The 18,257-nt window shown below is 70.9% G+C and carries 17 protein-coding genes and 1 pseudogene; 7 read left to right on the plus strand and 11 right to left on the minus strand.

Going from position 1 to position 18,257, the window contains the following annotated elements; all coding sequences use genetic code 11:
• A partial coding sequence (locus VF330_RS32555; RefSeq protein WP_330855543.1) for a S8 family peptidase occupies positions 1 to 801 on the minus strand: 801 nt, incomplete at its 3' end.
• 234 nt (positions 802 to 1,035) lie between these two features.
• On the opposite strand from VF330_RS32555, the gene VF330_RS32560 reads away from it, so the two are divergent.
• Positions 1,036 to 1,956 (plus strand): hypothetical protein, encoded by a 921-nt coding sequence (locus VF330_RS32560; protein ID WP_330855544.1) that lies wholly within the window; start codon positions 1,036 to 1,038, stop codon positions 1,954 to 1,956.
• On the opposite strand, the gene VF330_RS32565 is transcribed toward VF330_RS32560, so the two are convergent.
• The 8 genes and pseudogenes from VF330_RS32565 to VF330_RS32600 all read right to left on the minus strand — a co-directional run bounded on the left by VF330_RS32565 (position 1,887) and on the right by VF330_RS32600 (position 11,137).
• Positions 1,887 to 2,699 (minus strand): alpha/beta fold hydrolase, encoded by an 813-nt coding sequence (locus VF330_RS32565; protein ID WP_330855545.1) that lies wholly within the window; start codon positions 2,697 to 2,699, stop codon positions 1,887 to 1,889. The genes VF330_RS32560 and VF330_RS32565 overlap by 70 nt on opposite strands.
• Before the next feature lie 13 nt (positions 2,700 to 2,712).
• Positions 2,713 to 3,852 (minus strand): acyl-CoA dehydrogenase family protein, encoded by a 1,140-nt coding sequence (locus VF330_RS32570; RefSeq protein WP_330855546.1) that lies wholly within the window; start codon positions 3,850 to 3,852, stop codon positions 2,713 to 2,715.
• Positions 3,849 to 5,681, minus strand: coding sequence for a biotin carboxylase N-terminal domain-containing protein (locus VF330_RS32575; RefSeq protein WP_330855547.1), 1,833 nt, complete (start codon positions 5,679 to 5,681; stop codon positions 3,849 to 3,851). The genes VF330_RS32570 and VF330_RS32575 overlap by 4 nt, the downstream gene beginning before the upstream one ends.
• Before the next feature lie 7 nt (positions 5,682 to 5,688).
• A complete protein-coding gene (locus tag VF330_RS32580) occupies positions 5,689 to 7,239 on the minus strand; it encodes an acyl-CoA carboxylase subunit beta (RefSeq protein WP_330855548.1) in 1,551 nt (516 codons plus the stop codon).
• On the minus strand, positions 7,239 to 8,354 hold the full coding sequence (locus tag VF330_RS32585) for an acyl-CoA dehydrogenase family protein (RefSeq protein WP_330855549.1): 1,116 nt from the start codon (positions 8,352 to 8,354) through the stop codon (positions 7,239 to 7,241). The genes VF330_RS32580 and VF330_RS32585 overlap by 1 nt, the downstream gene beginning before the upstream one ends.
• Positions 8,351 to 9,834: pseudogene (locus VF330_RS32590) on the minus strand (acyclic terpene utilization AtuA family protein). The gene VF330_RS32585 and the pseudogene VF330_RS32590 overlap by 4 nt, the downstream one beginning before the upstream one ends.
• A 47-nt stretch (positions 9,835 to 9,881) precedes the next feature.
• The gene (locus tag VF330_RS32595) at positions 9,882 to 10,613 is read right to left on the minus strand and encodes a TIGR03084 family metal-binding protein (protein WP_330855550.1); all 732 of its coding nucleotides are present in this window, start codon (positions 10,611 to 10,613) and stop codon (positions 9,882 to 9,884) included.
• A complete protein-coding gene (locus VF330_RS32600) occupies positions 10,610 to 11,137 on the minus strand; it encodes a TetR/AcrR family transcriptional regulator (RefSeq protein ID WP_414675509.1) in 528 nt (175 codons plus the stop codon). Before VF330_RS32600 ends, VF330_RS32595 begins: the two co-directional genes overlap by 4 nt.
• 125 nt (positions 11,138 to 11,262) lie before the next feature.
• On the opposite strand from VF330_RS32600, the gene VF330_RS32605 reads away from it, so the two are divergent.
• The 3 genes from VF330_RS32605 to VF330_RS32615 are packed head-to-tail and all read left to right on the plus strand — an operon-like array spanning position 11,263 to position 12,896.
• Positions 11,263 to 11,994: a putative protein N(5)-glutamine methyltransferase gene (locus VF330_RS32605; RefSeq protein WP_330855552.1), complete on the plus strand. Its 732-nt coding sequence runs from the start codon at positions 11,263 to 11,265 to the stop codon at positions 11,992 to 11,994.
• A gap of 19 nt (positions 11,995 to 12,013) precedes the next feature.
• Positions 12,014 to 12,358, plus strand: coding sequence for a nuclear transport factor 2 family protein (locus VF330_RS32610; protein WP_330855553.1), 345 nt, complete (start codon positions 12,014 to 12,016; stop codon positions 12,356 to 12,358).
• Positions 12,359 to 12,368: 10 nt separating this feature from the next.
• Complete coding sequence (locus VF330_RS32615) at positions 12,369 to 12,896, plus strand: DUF4865 family protein (RefSeq protein WP_330855554.1); 528 nt, start codon at positions 12,369 to 12,371, stop codon at positions 12,894 to 12,896.
• On the opposite strand, the gene VF330_RS32620 is transcribed toward VF330_RS32615, so the two are convergent.
• Positions 12,883 to 14,859 carry an intein-containing Rv2578c family radical SAM protein gene (locus VF330_RS32620; RefSeq protein WP_330855555.1) on the minus strand — a complete coding sequence of 659 codons (1,977 nt, stop codon included), beginning with the start codon at positions 14,857 to 14,859 and terminating at the stop codon, positions 12,883 to 12,885. The genes VF330_RS32615 and VF330_RS32620 overlap by 14 nt on opposite strands.
• A 45-nt stretch (positions 14,860 to 14,904) precedes the next feature.
• Here VF330_RS32620 and pnuC point away from each other — a divergent pair, with 45 nt between their 5' ends.
• From pnuC to VF330_RS32635, 3 genes are read left to right on the plus strand one after another with little or no spacing between them, the layout of a single operon-like run.
• Complete coding sequence (pnuC, locus tag VF330_RS32625) at positions 14,905 to 15,477, plus strand: nicotinamide riboside transporter PnuC (protein WP_330855556.1); 573 nt, start codon at positions 14,905 to 14,907, stop codon at positions 15,475 to 15,477.
• On the plus strand, positions 15,474 to 16,535 hold the full coding sequence (locus VF330_RS32630) for an AAA family ATPase (protein ID WP_330855557.1): 1,062 nt from the start codon (positions 15,474 to 15,476) through the stop codon (positions 16,533 to 16,535). The genes pnuC and VF330_RS32630 overlap by 4 nt, the downstream gene beginning before the upstream one ends.
• Positions 16,513 to 17,937: a YibE/F family protein gene (locus VF330_RS32635; protein ID WP_330855558.1), complete on the plus strand. Its 1,425-nt coding sequence runs from the start codon at positions 16,513 to 16,515 to the stop codon at positions 17,935 to 17,937. Before VF330_RS32630 ends, VF330_RS32635 begins: the two co-directional genes overlap by 23 nt.
• On the opposite strand, the gene VF330_RS32640 is transcribed toward VF330_RS32635, so the two are convergent.
• Positions 17,864 to 18,217, minus strand: a complete 354-nt coding sequence (locus VF330_RS32640) for a DUF1304 domain-containing protein (protein WP_330855559.1) — start codon at positions 18,215 to 18,217, stop codon at positions 17,864 to 17,866. The two genes, VF330_RS32635 and VF330_RS32640, sit on opposite strands and share 74 nt — an antisense overlap.
• Between the last annotated feature and the right edge of the window lie 40 nt (positions 18,218 to 18,257).

Genomic DNA, 18,257 nt, shown 5'->3' on the forward strand with positions numbered 1-18,257 from the left:
GTTCTGCGTCAACGCACCTACGCAGATCGCCTGCGAAACCCGTTGCGGCGACGAGTTCGCGGGGTCGGTGTTGCTGCCGCCGGCCGCGACGGTGTACGAGACGCCGGAGTCGATCGACTTCTTCACCGCGGTGTCCAGCGCCGCGGAAGCGCTGCCGCCCAACGACATGTTCGCCACGGCGGGCTTGACGGCGTTGCGCGTCACCCAGTCCACGCCCGCGATCACACCGGAGATCGTTCCCGAGCCGGAACCGTTGAGCACGCGGACGCCCCACACGGTCGCGTTCTTCGCCACGCCGTACCTGGTGCCGGCCGCGATTCCGGCGACGTGCGTGCCGTGCCCGTTGTCGTCCTGGGCGACCGCGTCGTTGTCGACGGTGTCCCAGCCGTCCCTGGCCCGTCCGCCGAAGTCTTGGTGCGTCACGCGGATTCCGGTGTCGATGACGTAGATGTTCACGCCACGACCGGTCGTCGTGTAGGTGTAGGTCCGGTCCAGCGGCAACGCGCGCTGGTCGATGCGGTCCAGTCCCCAGGGCGGGTCGAACTGCGTGCTGTTCGCGTGCACGATCCCGTCGCGCTCCACGTGCGAGACGGCCGGGTCCGCCTTCAGCGCGCGAACCTGCGACGAGGTCAGCTTCGCGCTGAAACCGTTGAAGACACTGGTGTACCGGTGCTCCACGGCACCGCCGAACGACGAGACGGCGCCGTCCTCCAGGACGACGATGTAGGACGACGTGGCCGCGGACGCCGGGGCGACCACGACCGCCGCCCCGAGGGCGGCGACTGCCAGCAGGGCTCTCACAGGCAGGACTTCCTTTCTCGTACAGGGCAGAACGGCCCCGGCTCGCAGGAACCGGGGCCGCACATCGCAGGGCGTCAGCGTGATGGCCGGGAAGCCGATGGGACCAGGCGGCGTAATAGTCCCGAGATCTGAACTTCCCGGGTTCGGCAGGAGGGTGAAACCGCCGATCGGCTGTACCGCGTTCCCTTTGCTGCCGATAACCTTCCGATCTTGACTCCGGGAAACGGAGGAGTGATGCTCACGATTCACCCACCGCGCGAGGAGCTCGCCGACCTGTTGGCGACGGGTCCGTTCGCGGACGCGCTGCGGGTCGCGATCCAGGTGCGGGGCCTGAGTCTGGAACGGCTGCAGCACCGCCTCAGGGTGCGGGGAGCGCCGATCAGCGTGACGGCCCTGAGCTACTGGCAGTCGGGCCGGCGCAGACCGGAGCGGCCGGAGTCGATGACCGCCCTCGCCCACCTAGAGGACGTGCTCGGCCTGCCGCGGGCGGCCCTGTCGCGGCTGCTGGGACCGCCTCGGCCGCGCGGGCGTTCACGCAGGCGGGAGGAGTCGGCGCGCACGCCGTGGGACGGTTCCGGGCTGGTTCTGACCGCCCAGCACGACCGCGTGGAGGTCGCGCCCTGCGGCGGGGTGCGCGGCGTCCGGTCGCGTCAGGTCATGCGGGCGAAGGCGGGCGCCGTGGACCGCTGGATCCTGTGCCACGAGACGGGAACCGCGCAGGGCGCGCCGCAGCCCGCGCTGACCGCCGTGCGCTCCTGCCGGGTCGGCCGGGTCGCCAGGGAACGCACCGGCGGGGTTCTCGTCGCGGAGCTCGTGTTCGACGAACCGATCTCCCACGGCGAGTCGATCGCGATCGAGTACGAATTGATCTATCCACGTCCGACGGTCGAGCACACGCATTTCCGGCGCTTCGCCGAACCGGTGCACGACTACGTGCTGGACGTCGATTTCACCGCCGAACCGGCTTCCTGCGAGCAATTCGCCTCGGGCCCGGCGGGGGCGGAGTTGTTCGGCGGCGCGCGCCCGGCCTCCGTCGACCACCGGGGCCGTGCGCACGCCGCCGCGACCGACTTCGGTCCCGGCCTCTACGGGATGCGGTGGACCGCCGCGGAGAACGTCGCGGAGAACGCCTCGGGGTCGTCGAGCCACGGGTAGTGCCCCGCACCGGGCTGCACGACCAGTCGCGCGCGCGGGAACAGGTCCGCGAACTCCTGCGCGCGCCGCGGCGGCAGGGACACGTCCAGCTCGCCGGCGAGCAGAAGCGTTGGCACGTCGAGCTTCCCGATCTGCTCCCGCACCCGCGCCGGGTCGAACGCCCCCTCGCCGTAGAACGCCTTGGCGGCCTCGTCGTTGCGCGGGTGCTCGTCCAGCGCACGGGCCTGCGCGTCCCAGCGGCCGTGCAGGAACGGCGTGATGCCCTGGAACGCCTCCGCGCTGAAGTCGCCGGCCCAGATCCGCTGGAACGCCGCGTAGGCCTGCTCGAACCACGGCTCGGCGTGCCGCTTCTCCGCGATCTCCCGGCGGTCGGCGTCGGTCACCTCGATGCCCACCACGCGCGGGCTCGGCGTGACGAGGAGCAGCTCCTCGACGTGCTGCGGGTACCGGGCCGCGTAGAGCACCGCGAGCGTGCCTCCCGCGGAGTGGCCGAGCAGCCTGATCCGGTCCAGGCCGAGGTGCCGCCGCACCGCCTCCACGTCGCCGACCTGCACGTCCACGCGGTAGTCGCCGGCCTCCTCCGACTCGCCGGTGCCGCGCAGGTCGAGCCGGACGGCGTTGTCGACCGGCAGGCCGGCCAGGTACGACGAGGCCTGCATCGGGCCGCCCGGCAGGCAGACGACCGGGTCGGCGGCCTCGCCGTGGTAGGCGAGGCCGACGCCGTCTGAAGTGAATGTCCCCATGCCCCGCAGTGTGTCAGTAGGACCGCGGCAGCTTGAGCGAGTTTTGCGCGACGAAGTTCAGCACCATCTCCCGCGACACGGGCGCGATGCGGGACAGCCGGGACGACGCGAGCATCGCCGCCAGCCCGAACTCCCGGGTCAGGCCGTTGCCGCCGTGGATCTGGATCGCCTGGTCGACGGCGGCCGCGATCGCCTCGCCCGCCGCGTACTTGGCCATGTTCGCGGCCTCGCCCGCCTCACGGTCGAGACCGGAGTCGTAGAGTGCGGCGGCCTTCTGCGTCATCAGCCGCGCCAGCTCGACCTCGACGTGGACCTTCGCCAGCGGGTGCGCGAGGCCCTGGTGCGCGCCGATCGGCGTGTCCCACACGGTGCGCTGCTGGGCGTAGGCGACGGCCTTGGCGATGGCGCGCCGCGCCGACCCGGTCCCCATGCTCGCGCCCATGATCCGTTCGGGGTTGAGCCCGGCGAAGACCTGCTGCAGCCCCTGGTCCGGTGAGCCGACGACCGCGTCGCCGGGCAGCCGCACGTCGTCGAAGAACAGCGTGAACTGCTTCTCCGGGATGACCAGGTCCATGTCGATCTCGTGCCAGGAGAAGCCCTCGGCGTCCGCCGGCAGGACCACCAGCACCGGCCCGGTCTCCTGGATGGCGACCACGAGCACGGCGTCGACCTCGTCCACGCCGGAGATGTAGGTCTTGGTGCCGTTGAGGACCCAGTCGTCGCCGTCGCGGCGGACGTGCGTCTTCAGCTTGTGCGCGTTGGACCCCGCGTCCGGCTCGGTGATCGCGAACGCCATCTTCAGCGTGCCGTCCGCGAAACCCGGCAGCCACTTCGACTTCTGCTCGTCCGTGCCGAACCGGGCGATCACCGTCGCGCAGATCGCCGGCGAGACCACCATGAGCAGCAACGGGCATCCGGCCGCCGCCAGCTCCTCGCACACCGCCGCGAGGTCACCGATGCCGCCGCCACCGCCGCCGTACTCCTCCGGCACGGCCACGCCGAGGTAGCCGAGCTTGCCGGCCTCCTCCCACAGCTCGGTGGTCTTCTCCCCCGCACGGGCCTTGGCGGTGAAGTACTCGCTGCCGTACTTGGCGCCGAACTCGGCCACGGCCTTGCGCAGCGCGATCCGCTCTTCCGACTCGACGAAGCTCACTGTTCCTCCACAACGGCCAGGACGTCGCCCGCGTTCACCTGCTGGGCGTTCTCGACGAGGAGCTCGGTGACGGTGCCCGCGATGGTCGCGAGCACGCGGTGTTCCATCTTCATGGCCTCCAGCACCAGCAGTTCGGCACCGGCCTCGACCACGTCGCCCTGCCGGACGCCCACCCGCACGACGGTGCCGGGCATGGGGGCGACCGTCGCCCCCGGCGCCAGCTTGGTCTCCGGTTCGGGGAACCGCGGCACGACCGTCAACGACAGCGACCCGCGCGGCGAGTCGACCTCGACCACGTCCCCGTACCTCGCGACGTGGAACGGCACCCGCACGCCGTCGAGGTCGAGCGTGACGACGTCCGGTGTCGCCAGGGCGGGGTCATACTCGACCTCGACCCGCTCGTCACCGGCCAGGAACCGCGCCTTCGGCCGCTGCGACCGCACGTTGCGCCACCCCAGCGGCAGCGTCCCGATCCTGCGCGTGGCCGCCGACGCCAGTGCCGCCGCGAGCGCAAACGGTTGCGGGTCAACGGTCCTGGTGAAGTCGTGCTCGGCCAGGAACCCGGTGTGCGTGTCCCCGGCCAGGAAAGCCTCGTTCCGCAGGACGTCCACGAGCAGCTGCCGGTTCGTGACCAGCCCGTGGATCCGGGCGCTCTCCAGCGCCGTCGCGAGCTTGCGGGCGGCGGCACGGCGGGTCGGCGCGTACGCGATCACCTTGGCCAGCATGGGGTCGTAGTGCACCGAGACGACCGACCCGTCCTCGACGCCGCTGTCCAGCCGGACGTCGCCGGGCACGTGGAACCGGTGCAGCGTGCCGCTCGCGGGCCGCCAGTCGTTCGCGGGATCCTCGGCGTAGAGCCGGACCTCGATGGCATGGCCACGCGGCTGCGGTACCTCCGAGGGCAGACGAGCACCCTCGGCGATCCGCAGCTGCCACTCCACCAGGTCGACGCCGTACACCAGCTCGGTGACCGGGTGTTCGACCTGCAGGCGCGTGTTGACCTCCAGGAAGTGGAAGTCCTCGCCCTTGAGCATGAACTCGACGGTGCCCGCGCCGACGTACCCGATCGACTCGGCGGCGGCGACCGCGGCGGCGAACAGACGCGCGCGGATCGCGTCGTCGACCGCCGGGCTCGGCGACTCCTCGACGATCTTCTGGTGCCGCCGCTGGATCGAGCACTCGCGTTCGCCGAGCGCCCAGACCGTGCCGTGGGTGTCGGCGAGGACCTGCACCTCGACGTGCCGCGCCTGCTCCAGCAGCGGCTCGCAGAACACCGTCGGGTCGCCGAACGCCGACTCGGCCTCGCGCCGGGCACTGGCCAGCTCGCGTTCGAACTCGGAGCGCTCCCGCACGATCCGCATGCCGCGCCCGCCACCACCGGCCGACGCCTTGATCAGCACCGGGAACGACGTGACGGTCTCCGGGTCCAGCTCCGGCAACGTGGGCACGCCCGCCGCCGCCATCCGCTTCTTCGCGGCGACCTTGGAGCCCATCGCCTCGATCGCGTCGGGGGTGGGCCCGACCCACGTGAGTCCCGCCGCTTCGACGGCCCGCGCGAAGCCCGCGTTCTCGCTCAGGAACCCGTAGCCGGGGTGGACGGCGTCCGCGCCGGCCCGCACCGCCGCGTCCACGAGCAGGTCCGCGCGCAGGTAGGTCTCGGCCGGCGACGCGCCGGGCAGCCGGACCGCGAAGTCGGCCTCCCGGACGTGCGGGGAGTCCGCGTCGGGGTCGGAGAACACCGCCACCGCGCGGATCCCGTTGTCCCGGCAGGTGCGGATGATCCGGCGGGCGATCTCGCCGCGGTTGGCGATCAGCAGAGTCGTGATCACTGGGTCATCACATCCGGAAGACGCCGAAGCCGTCGGCGCCCTTGATCGGTCCGCTGTGGACAGCGGAGAGGCAGAGGGCGAGCACGGTCCTGGTGTCGCGCGGGTCGATCACGCCGTCGTCGTAGAGCTTCCCGGACAGGAACGGCGCGAGCGACTGCTCCTCGATCTGCGCCTCGACCATCGTGCGCATGGCGGCGTCGTGCTCCTCGTTGTACTCCTGCCCCTTCGCCGCGGCGGCCTGCCGCCCGACGATCGAGAGCACCCCGGCGAGCTGCGCCGGTCCCATCACGGCAGACTTGGCGTTGGGCCAGGTGAACAGGAACCGCGGGTCGTAGGCCCTGCCGCACATGCCGTAGTTGCCCGCGCCGTAGGAGGCGCCCATCGTGATCGTCAGGTGCGGCACGCGGCTGTTCGACACGGCGTTGATCATCATCGAGCCGTGCTTGACGATGCCGCCCTGCTCGTACTGGGCGCCGACCATGTAGCCCGTGGTGTTCTGCAGGAACACCAGCGGCGTGTCGCTCTGGTTGGCGAGCTGGATGAACTGCGTGGCCTTCTGCGACTCCTCGCTGAACAGCACGCCGCGCGCGTTGGCGAGGATGCCGACCGGGTAGCCGTGGATCCGCGCCCACCCGGTGACGAGGCTGGTGCCGTACAGGGGTTTGAACTCGTCGAACAACGAGGCGTCGACGAGCCGCGCGATCACGTCCCGCGGGTCGAACGGCACCCGCTGGTCCTCGGACACGAGGTCCAGGATGCTCTCGGCGTCGAACAACGGCTCCTCGACCGGCGCGGGCTCGGGCCCCTGCTTGCGCCAGTTCAGCCGCGCGACGACCCGGCGGGCGAGCCGGATCGCGTCGACCTCGTCCTCCGCGACGAAGTCCGCGAGCCCGGACGTGGCGCCGTGCATCAGCGCACCGCCCAGCGACTCGTCGTCCGCGTCCTCGCCGGTCGCCATCTTGACCAGCGGCGGACCGCCGAGGAACACCTTCGACCGGTCCTTGACCATGATCACGTAGTCGGACATGCCCGGCACGTACGCGCCACCGGCCGTCGCGTTGCCGAACACCGCCGTGACCGTCGGGATCCCGGCCGCGGACAGCCGGGTCAGGTCGCGGAACGCCCGCCCGCCCGGGATGAAGATCTCGCTCTGCGTCGGCAGGTCCGCGCCGCCGGACTCGACCAGGCTGACCACCGGCAGCCGGTTCTGGAACGCGATGTCGTTGGCCCGCAACGACTTGCGCAGCGTGTACGGGTTCGACGAGCCGCCGCGCACGGTCGGGTCGTTCGCGACGACCACGCACTCGACGCCCTCGACCCGCCCGACGCCGGTGACCACGGACGCCCCGACCGGGAAGTCGGTGCCCCAGGCGGCGAGCGGCGACAGCTCCAGGAACGGGCTGTCCTCGTCGATCAGCAGCTCGACCCGTTCGCGGGCCAGCAGCTTGCCGCGCTGGTGGTGCCGCTCCACGTACTTCGGCCCACCGCCCGCGAGAGCCTTGGCGTGCTCGGCGTCCAGCTGCGCGATCTTCGCGAGCAGCGCCTCCCTGTTGCCCATCAGGCGAACCCCAATCGTCGTGCCGCGAGCTCGGTCATCACTTCACTCGCCCCGCCCCCGATGCCGAGGATGCGGGCATCCCGGTAATGACGCTCCACTTCGGACTCCCGCATGTACCCCGTGCCGCCGTGCAGCTGCACCGCCGCGTCGACCACGAACGAACACGCGTCGACAGCGGCGTTCTTCGCGAAGCACACCTCGGTGATCACGTCCTCGCCGCGGTGGACGCGCACCGCGACCTCCCGCGTGTAGGTGCGGGCGAGGTCGATCCGTTGCGCCATCTCCGCGAGCTTGTGCGAGACCACCTGGCGCTTCACCAACGGCTTGCCGAACGTCTCGCGGTTGCGCACCCACTCGACGGTCAGGTCGAGCGCGCGTTGCGCCGTCGCATAGGCCTCCACGGCCATCGTGACCCGCTCGACCTGGAACTGCCGCATGATCTGCACGAACCCGGCGTTCTCCTCGCCGACGAGGTTGCGGACCGGCACCCGGACGTCGTCGAAGTGCAGCTCCGCGGTGTCGCTGCAGTGCCAGCCCATCTTGTCGAGCCTGCGGCGGGTGAACCCGTCCTCGATGACGAGCAGCGAGATGCCCTGGTACCCGTCCTCGCCGGTCCTGACCGCCGTCGTGACGAAGTCGGCGCGGCACCCGGAGGTGATGAACGTCTTGGAGCCGTTGACGACGTAGTGGTCGCCGTCCCGCACGGCCCTGGTCCGGATGCCCGCGACGTCCGAGCCCGCACCGGGTTCGGTGACGGCGAGGCTGCCGATCTTCTCGCCGCGGATCGCGGGCCTCGCGAACCGCTCGATCAGGTCCTCGTTCCCGGACTGCCAGATGTGCGGGACCGCGATGCCGTGCGTGAACAGCGCGGCGATCACGCCGCTCGACCCGCCGGCCTGGATCAGCTCCTCGGTCAGCACGACGGAGTCGAGCAGGTCGCCGTCCTCGAACCCGATGGCCAGCAACCCGATCGCCGCGGCCTTCTTGTGCAGCTCGCGCGGAACCTCGCCGTCCCGCTCCCACTGCGAGAGGTGCGGGACGATCTCCTTGGTCGTGAAGTCGCGGACGAGCGCGCGCAGCTCCTTGCGCTCCTCGAACAGGTCCCTCGTGATCACAGCAGCTCCTCCGGGATCTCGACCACCCTGGCCCGCAGCCACTCGCCGAGCGCCTTGGCCTGCGGGTCGAACCGCGTGCTGCTCGCCACGCCCTCGCCGAGCAGGCTGTGCAGGACGAAGTTGAGCGCGCGCAGGTTCGGCAGCTCGTACCGGCTGACCTCGCCGGCCTCCGGCAGCAGCTCCCGGAGCTTCTCGACGGTCAGGAACCCGGACAGCCACGCGTAGGCCTCGTCCGACCGCACCCACACGCCGACGTTCGCGTCGCCGCCCTTGTCACCGCTGCGGGCACCGGCGATCGTTCCCAGCGGCCGCCTCACAGCACCACCGCCTTCGCACTGACCTCGTCCCGCGACACGTACGCGGCCTGGTAGACGCCGAACGGCGTGCCGTCGCCCGGCGGCGCGGTGACGTGGAACCCGGGGTAGCTCGCCAGCGCCAGCTCGATCGCGGCCCGGCTGAACCCCTTGGCCCGCTTCGGGTCCGTGGTCTTGATCGTCGCGTGCAGCACCGCGCTGGCCTGCTCCTCGGTCGCGGCGTCAGGCTGGTCGGTGCGTGCCAGCGTCCACGTCAGGCCCTCGTCGCCGATGGCGTTGTGGAGCTGCCGCTTGACCAGCTCGGCCTTCGCCTCGACGTCCAGTCCGGTGAGGACGAACGTCGTGGCGTTGCGGAAGCCGCCCAGCGTGTTCAGGCACACCTTCACAGTCGCGGGTGGCGGACTGCCCTTCACCCCGCTGATCCGGACACCGCGGGGATCGGCGTCCAGCCGGATGGTGTCGAAGTGCGTGGTGACGTCCGGTCCCAGGTACTCCGGCGCGCCGATCTCGTACAGCAGCTGCGCCGTGACGGTGTCGACGGTGACCGCGCCGCCCGTCCCGTCGTGCTTGGTGACCAGGCACGACCCGTCCTCGTCGACCTCCGCGATCGGGAACCCCGGCCGCGTCACGTCGACCTCGGTGAAGAACGAGTAGTTCCCGCCCGTGGCCTGGGTTCCGCACTCCAGCACGTGCCCCGCGACCGTGGCGCCGGCCAGCCGGTCCCAGTCGTCGCGCGCCCACCCGAAGTGCGCCGCGGCCGGGCCCACGACGAGGCTCGCGTCGGTGACCCGCCCGGTCACCACGACCTGCGCGCCCTGCCGCAGGCACTCCGCGATCTCCCACGCGCCGAGGTAGGCGTTGGCGGTCAACGCCTCCGGGAACCGGTCCTTCAGGTCGTCGCCGGTGACGTACCCGACCTTGGCCCCAGAGATCTCGTCGAGCTTGCGCGCGAGCCCCTCGGGGTTGAGCCCACCGGCGTTGACGACGATCTTGACGCCCCGGTCGAGCGCCAGCGCCAGGCAGTCCTCCATCTGCCGCAGGAACGTCCTGGCGTAGCCGAGTGACGAGTCCTTCATCCGGTCGCGGCCGAGGATCAGCATCGTGAGCTCGGCGAGGTAGTCCCCGGTCAGGACGTCCAGCGCGCCGCCTTCGAGCTGCTCGCGCATCGCCGAGAGCCGGTCGCCGTAGAACCCGGAGGCGTTGCCGATCCGGATCACCGGCCACCTCCGGGCGGGCCCGCGAACGCCTGCGCGATCGGCACCCACTCCTGGGCCACCGGCCCGGTCGCCTCGACCGCCAGCTCCTTGCGGTTACGCCGCTGCGTCACCAGCCACGCGAAGTCCAGCGCGGGGCCGGAGACGCGATCCTCCGCGTCCTCGGGCCCCCACGTCCACAGCTCGCCGTCCGGCGCGGTCAGCTCGACCCTGACGGGAGCGTCCGGTACCGCCAGCCCGTTGAGCAGGAACGCGAACCCGATCGTCCGCACCCCGAGGTGGCAGACGTGCTTCAGCCGCGCGGTCGGCGTTCGCACGACCCCCAGCGCGTCGGCGACGTCCTGCCCGTGCGCCCAGGTCTCCATGATCCGCGCGGTCGCCATCGACGCCGGGCTCATCGGCGGCCCGAACCACAGGATCTTGCCCGACGCCGCCGCGAGGTGCTCCCGCACCGACGCGCGGCTGGAACGCCACTGCTCCAGCAGGTCCGGCAGCACCGCGGCCTCGGCCGCCGTCCGGTCCACGATGTCCCCGGCGAGCGGCTGGGCCTGGAACGCCTCGGGGTCGGTGATCGCGAGGACCGTCGCCCTGTCGGTCCACAGGAGATGACCGATCTGGTGCGCGATCGTCCAGCCCTCCGCGGGCGTCGGCAGCGTCCAGTCGGCGCCGGCCACCAGGTCGTCCAGCTCGCGCGACTCGGCGTCGAGGTCGGCGAGCAGTTCCGTGATCACAGCTGTTCCTCCAGCATCCGCGCCCAGTAGCGCACGACGTGCGCCCGGCGCTTGGTGTCGTCGGCGAGCTGGTTGGCGAGCGCCAGCCCGCGCACAAGATCAAGGGTTGCCTGCACCGCGTCCTTCACACCCGGCCGGGTGTCGTCCACGTCCAGCAGCTCCAGCGCCAGCCGGTACACCTCGCGGCCCAGCCGTGCCTGGAGCCCGAGCACCTGCTCGCGCAGCTCGGGATCGGTCCGCGCGGCCACCCACAGCTCCAGCGCCGCGGTGAACAGGTCGCTGGCGTGGAAGTCCGCGATCAGCTCCACCACGGCGTGCGTGCTCTTCTCGGCGACCTCGGCGCGCCTCTTCAGCACCTCGACGCTCTCGGCGCCGACGTGCTCGACGGCGGCCGCGACCAGCTCGCCGCGCGTGCGGAAGTGGTGCAGCTGCGCGCCCCGCGACACCCCGGCGCGCTCGGCCACCTCGGTCGTCGTGGTGCCCGACCAGCCGCGTTCCACCAGGCACTCGACCGTGGCCTCCATGAGCTTGCGCTTCGTCTCACGGGTGCGGTCGGCCTGGCGCTGCCTCGTCTCCACGCGGCCGAGTCTTCCGGCGAACAAACAAACAGTCAAGCCTGCTTGTAAATATGCCAGTAGCGTCCGCCCCGATGAGCATTGTGGAAAGACTGAGGGCCGCCGGCTGCGTGTTCGCCGAGGACGAGGCCGCCCTGCTGGAAGAAGCCGCCACGGGCGAGGACCACCTCGAAGACCTGGTGCGGCAACGGATCGACGGCCTGCCGCTGGAGCACGTTGTCGGCTGGGCGCTGTTCTGCGGGCAGCGGATCGTCGTCACGAAGGGCGTCTTCGTCCCACGCCACCGCACCGAACTGCTGGTCGACCTGGCCACCGACCTGAACCCCACCACCGTCGTAGACCTGTGCTGCGGCTCCGGCGCGGTCGGAGCGGTGCTGCACCACCGGCTCCCCGGCGCGACGGTCTACGCCGCCGACATCGACCCGGCGGCCGTCGAGTGCGCCCGCAGGAACCTCGCGAACGTGTTCGAGGGCGACCTCTTCGACGCACTCCCCGCACACCTCGAGGGGCACGTCGACGTCGTGGTCGCCAACGTGCCCTACGTGCCGACCGGCGACATCCGGTTCATGCCCACCGAGGCCCGCGACCACGAGGCACGGGTCGCCCTCGACGGCGGCGCGGACGGCCTCGACGTGCTGCGGCGCGTGGCGGCCCAGGCCAAGCACTGGCTGCGTCCCGGTGGGCACCTGCTGAGCGAGACCAGCGAGCGCCAGGCCCCCGCGGCACTGGCCGCCTTCACCGCCGCCGGCCTCGACGCCGAGCTCGTGACCAGCGACGACACCACGGCGGTGGTCGGGCGCGCCTGAGTTCCGTACCATGTACGGTATGGCGTACGACGAGATCATGCGGTGGTTCGAGCAGTGGGACGCGCTCGCGAAGGCGGGCGACGTCGAGGCGATGGCCGACATGGCCCTGTTCCCGATCAACACGGTCACCGGCGGCTCGGCGGCGTCGTGGGACCGCGAGACGTTCCTCCGCGAGATGGGGGCGCAGCTGGGCGGCGACGTGGAGATGGAGTCCACCAGGACGCCGCACTTCCTCGACGACGACCTGGTCTTCGTGATCACCGACGGCACGATCAACGGGACGACGGTCCGCTACGGCGACCTGCTCACGAAGGTCGGCGGTGAATGGAAGTTCCAGACGATGGCCCAGGGCGGCTGGGCGTAGAAATGACGGCATGATCGCAATGCAGTACGAGATCACCCTGCCGGCGGACTACGACATGGAGATCATCCGCGAACGGGTCCGCACCCGCGGGCACGCGCTCGACGCCTTCGCAGGCCTGGGGTTCAAGGCGTACCTGGTCCGAGGTACGCAGTACGCGCCGTTCTACGTCTGGAACACCTCGGCGGGCATGGCGAACTTCCTCTACCGCGGAGGGGGTTTCCAGGGCATCCTCGCCGACTTCGGCCGGCCGGTGGTCCGGCACTGGCCGGGCGTGGCGTTCCTGCGAGGCGACGCGCGGACGGCGAGGTACGCGACACGGCGGATCACCAGGCTCGCACCCGAGGCGAACCCGATCGACGTCGTGGCGGAGATCGAGCTGGAGAAGGCGCCCGGCCTGCACTCGGCGGCCGCGGGCGTCGATCCGCGCACGTGGGAAGTCGTGCGCTTCGAGCTGTGGGAGGAACACCCCGGGGAAGAGGGTGCCTACGAAGTCCTCCACCTCAGCGAGCCGGAGCTCGGAGAGATCACAGCAGGGTGAGCTGTTCCTGGTCCACGCGCGGCGCCGGCACACCCACCGGCAGGCTGCCGTCGGGCCACACGCCGTCGTCGTCGCCGGGCACACCGGTGACGGCGTCGGCGGAACGCCCCCGCGGTGCCAGTCCGTGCTTCTCGATCAGCGGGGTCACCCGCGCGGCCAGCCGCGCCCGGTACCGCTTGTCCACATAGGACCCGGCACCGTAGAGGTACCGGTAGGTCTCGACCAGGTCCGGGTGCTCACGCCGCAACCAGGCCGCGAACCACTCCTTCGCGCCGGGACGCAGGTGCAACGGCAGCACCGTGACACCGGTGGCGCCGGCGGCCGCGATCTGCTCCAGCAGGAAGTCCAGCTGCTCCACGGAGTCCGTGAGCTCCGGCAGCACCGGCGCCACGAACACCCCGCACGGCAGCCCGGCCTCCCGGACCCTGCGCACCAGCTCCAGCCGCGCGGCCGGCGTGGGCGTGCCGGGTTCCAGCGACTTGTGCAGGTCGCGGTCCATCAACGCGAGCGACACCGCGATCCCGACCGGCACGACCTCGGCGGCGGCCGACAGCAACGGCAGGTCGCGCGCCAGCAGCGTGCCCTTCGTCAGGATCGAGAAGGGCGTGCGGGAGGCGGTGAGCGCCTCGATGATCCCTGGCATCAAGGCGTACCGCCCCTCCGCCCGCTGGTAGGGATCGGTGTTGGTGCCCAGCGCGACGTGTTCCTGCCTCCACTTCGACGACCGCAGCTGGCGCGACAGCACCTCGCCGGCGTTGACCTTGACGATCAGCTGGCTGTCGAAGTCCTTGCCCGTGTCGAGGTCGAGGTAGGAGTGCGTCTTGCGGGCGAAGCAGTTGTGCGACACCACGCCGTTCGCGATGAAGTCGCCGGTGCCGGTCGAGATGTCGTAGAGCGGCATCTCCCCCAGCGGTTCTACGGACACCACGCCCAGCGGCTGCTGCGACTTGATCGCGACGCCGTCGATGTCGCGCTTGCGGGTGATCGCCGGGTCGACGGTGTGGAAGAACCGCAGGTTCTCCCGCAGCCCGCCGCGCAGGCGCACGACCCGCACGCCACGACGGCGGCGCAGCTCCTCGATCGCGAAGTCGAAGTGGAAGTGCTTGAGCGCCAGCACGATCGCCTCGACGACGGTGGCGTTGCGCGACGACAACCGCAGGATGCTGCGCGAGCAGGTCCCGAGGTAGTCGAACGCGCCGGCGAGGAACCCCTTGAGCCAGTCCGGGTTCGGCGCTATCTGCCAGTGCGCGAGCTCGCGCACTTGGTGCAGAAATCCCCTCCCTTCTCGCACACCGAAGTAGTCGAGGTACTCCTGTGTGCGGTCCATGGCCTCGATGTCGGCCAGCGGGATCCGGAACTCGTGCTCGTCGTCGACCATGCCGCGCAGGTAGCCGCGGCGGTAGTCGTCGGTCACGGCGGGCTGCTCGACGAAAGCCCCCGTGCCCATCAGCTTGTTGCCGGTCGTCAGGTGCGGCCGCCGCCCGACGCCCGCGGTCTCGCCCGTCACGTGCTTCCAGCCGCGGTCGGTCAGGAAGCGGTGGTCGCCCGACGCCACCACCGACGTGCCGTCCTCCAGCGTCAGCCGGTACGCGTCCTTGCGCGTCTCCCAGTGCGCGAGAACGGTGGTGAGCTTGTAGCGCCGGTAGTTGCCGACGAGCTCGGTGCCGTAGATCTCATCGCCCTCCCGCAGCTGCGACAACGGTTTCGTGCGACCGTTGCCCATGAGGACCGGCGTGTCGCCGGCCAGACAGTAGGTGCAGGCGTGTGAGCAGCCGCGATACGGGTTCACCGTCCACGAGAACGGCAGCGACGACCCCGGTACCCCGTTGAGCACGGATTTGGCGCGGACCTCGTGGAACACCACGTCCGCGAACTCAGGAGTTCGTACGCTGCGCACCAGTCCCGGTAGCCCCGGTAGTGCCTGTTGCGGCTCTGCCTCGAGTTTTTGCCCGTCCCATCGCACGACATCGATTCGAACACATGTTCGAACGGCGGTCAAGGAGAGCGCATGTCACCCGTTGAGGTAGCAGGCTTCGTCACGGGCGCACTCTGCGTGTGGCTCGTGGCCCGGCAGAACCCGTGGAACTGGCCCATCGGCATCGCCAACAACATCGCGTTCCTGGTGCTGTTCTGGACCAGCGGGCTGTACGCGGACTCCGGGCTCCAGGTCGTCTACATGGCGCTCGCCGTCTACGGCTGGTGGGCGTGGGTGCGCGGCGGCGACCAGCACTCCACCCTGCGCGTCAGCCGCACGACCGGGCGGCAGTGGCTCTGGCTCGCGGTCGCCGGCGTGCTCGCGACCGGCCTGCTGCACTGGGGACTGGTGTCGCTCACCGGCTCGAACGTGCCCTTCTGGGACGCGATCACGACGGTGCTGTCCCTGCTCGCGACGTGGGGGCAGACGCGCAAGAAGGTCGAGTCCTGGTGGCTGTGGATCGCGGCCGACGTCATCTACGTGCCGCTCTACGCCTACAAGGAGCTGTACCTGACGGCGGTGTTGTACGTGGGGTTCATGGTGCTGTGCGTGATCGGCCTGCGGAACTGGGCGAAGGACCTCAAGACCGACGAGGTGCCCGCGTGAAGGAGTTCGCCCACGCGCTCGTGCTCGGCAAGTTCTACCCGCCGCACAACGGCCACCACCACCTGATCGAGACGGCGGCGTCGCGCAGCGTGCGCACGACCGTCACCGTGCTCGCCGCGTCGTCCGAGACCATCCCGCTCGACCACCGCGTGCGCTGGCTGACCGAGACGCACGCGGCGACCCCCGGCGTGCGGATCGTGGGCGACCTCGACGACCACCCGATGGACTTCGACTCCGACGAGATCTGGGAGCTGCACGTCGCCGTGGCCCGTGCCGTGCTCGCCCGGCGCGCCATCGCCGACGGAGACCCGTCGCGGGCGCCGGTCGACGTCGTGTTCTCCAGCGAGAAGTACGGCGACGAACTGGCCCGGCGGCTCGGCGCGCGGCACGTCCTCGTCGACCTCGACCGCTTCACGCACCCGGTCTCCGGCACGGCGGTGCGCACCGACCCCGTGGCGAACTGGCACCACCTCGCGCCCGCGACCCAGCGCGGCCTGGGCCGCAAGGTGGTGGTCGTCGGCGCCGAGAGCACCGGCACCACCACGCTGTCGCGGCAGCTCGCACAGCACTTCGGCGCGCCCTGGATCGCCGAGTACGGCCGCGAGCACACCGAGCACAAGCTCGCCGCCGCGCGGGCGTTCCACCCGGACGCCGCGGTGGACGGTCTGGTGTGGACGCTGGGCGACTTCGAAGACGTTGCGCGCGAGCAGGAACGCCGCATCCGGGCCGAGACCGCGCCGCTGGTCGTCGCGGACAACGACGCGTTCGCCGCGACCGTCTGGGGCGAGCGCTACCTCGGTTTCCGGCCCGACGTCTTCACCGGCACCGATCCGGACCTCTACCTGCTGACCGACCACGTCGGCGTTCCGTTCGAACAGGACGGCTGGCGCGACGGCGAACACCTGCGGGAGTGGATGACCGGCCTGTTCGAACGCGAGCTCACCGCGCGTGGCGTGCCGTGGCTCAAGGTCACCGAGGACAGGTTCGCGACGGCCGTCACGGCCGTCGAACACCTGATGCGGCAGGATGTCGCGCGTGGGTCACGGTCACGGGCATAGCCACGCGCTGAACGACGAGCCCGCTTCGGAACGCGTTCGCACGTTGCTGATGTGGCTGCTGGTGCCGTTGGCGCTGGCCACGATCGTCGGCGCCGCGCTGCTCTACCCGTTCGGGCACGAGCAGAAGACCGGCGCCGAGGTCGGCCTCAACCAGACTCCGGTCGAGGCCGTCGTGACGGGCATGGCGGACAACTGCGGCGAGAAGTGCGTCGCGATCACCGTGAAGATGACCGACGGCCCCTCGCCCGGCCAGAGCATCACGATCCCGAGCGTGAAGGGGCCCGGCGCGCCGAGCTTCGAGCTGGGCGACGAGGTGGTGCTGTCCTACTCGGGCACCCAGCCCCAGGCCGCGGAGTCGTACCAGATCGTCGACTACCAGCGCGGCTGGTCGCTCGCCGTGCTGGCGCTGCTCTTCGCGGCCGCCGTGCTGCTGCTCGGCCGGTGGCAGGGACTCGCGGCGCTGGGCGCGTTGCTGCTGAGCTTCGTGGTGCTGGTGCTGTTCGTCATGCCGTCGATCCTGGCGGGCCAGAACCCGCTGATGGTGGCGGTCGTCGGCGCCGGCCTGATCATGTTCGTGGTGCTCTACCTGACGCACGGCATCTCGGCGCGCACGTCGACCGCCGTGCTGGGCACGCTCGTCAGCCTCGCGCTCATCGGGGTGCTGGGCGCGCTGTTCTCGGCCCTGTCGAGCCTGACCGGCCTCGACGACGACACGGCGAACCTCGTGCGGCTGCTCGGCACCGACATCGACACCCGCGGCCTGCTGCTCGCCGGCACCCTGATCGGCGCGCTGGGCGTGCTCGACGACGTGACGGTGACGCAGACGAGCGCCGTGTGGGAGCTGCGGCGGGCCAACGACAAGCTGACCTGGCGCGAGCTGTTCGCGGCCGGCTCGCGCATCGGCCGCGACCACATGTCGTCCGTGGTGAACACGCTCGTCATGGCCTACGCGGGCGCGGCGCTGCCGTTGCTGCTGGCGATCTCCCTGGCCGGGCGGTCGCTGGGCGAGGTCCTCACGGCGCAGCAGATCGCGCAGGAGATCGTGCGGACGCTCGTCGGCAGCATCGGCCTGGTGGCGGCGGTGCCGGTGACGACGGCGCTGGCCGCGCTCGTCGCCGTGCGCCAGGAGGTCGCCCCGGTCGCGGCCCCCGACCCCGAGCCGGAGCCGGAGCCGAAGACCGTCAAGCGCGCCAAGCCCGCAGTGAGTCCTGCCGGGAAACCTGCGGCGAAACCCGCGAGGCCCCGGCCGACGCGCATCGAGGGCGACCTCTTCACCGGCTACGACCCCGGCAAGGGGCCGTGGGAACGTCCCGGTGACCCGAGCGGGGCTAGTGCGCCAAGAGCACGAAGAGCAGCGCCAGCGCGGCAGGCACCACCTGCACGAAGAAGATCTTCCGAGTAGCCGTGAACGTGCCGTAGACGCCCGCGACGATCACGAACACCGCGAAGAGCACCGACGCGCCGAAGTCCTGCCGGACGATCGCGTAGATCAGGCCGGCGGCGAGGAAGCCGTTGTAGAGCCCCTGGTTCGCGGCGAGAGCCTTCGACTCCTGCGCGAACTCGGCCGTGATGCCGAACGCCTTCTGCCCGCGCGGAGTGGTCCAGAGGAACATCTCGAGCACCACGATGTAGATGTGGATCACTGCCACGAGGGCGAGCAGAACGTTGGCGATGACCTGCACTTGGGTTCCTCCTCAGAGCTGACACACGCGGTGAGACAAT

The organism is Lentzea sp., from assembly GCF_036380075.1.
Lineage (GTDB): Bacteria > Actinomycetota > Actinomycetes > Mycobacteriales > Pseudonocardiaceae > Lentzea.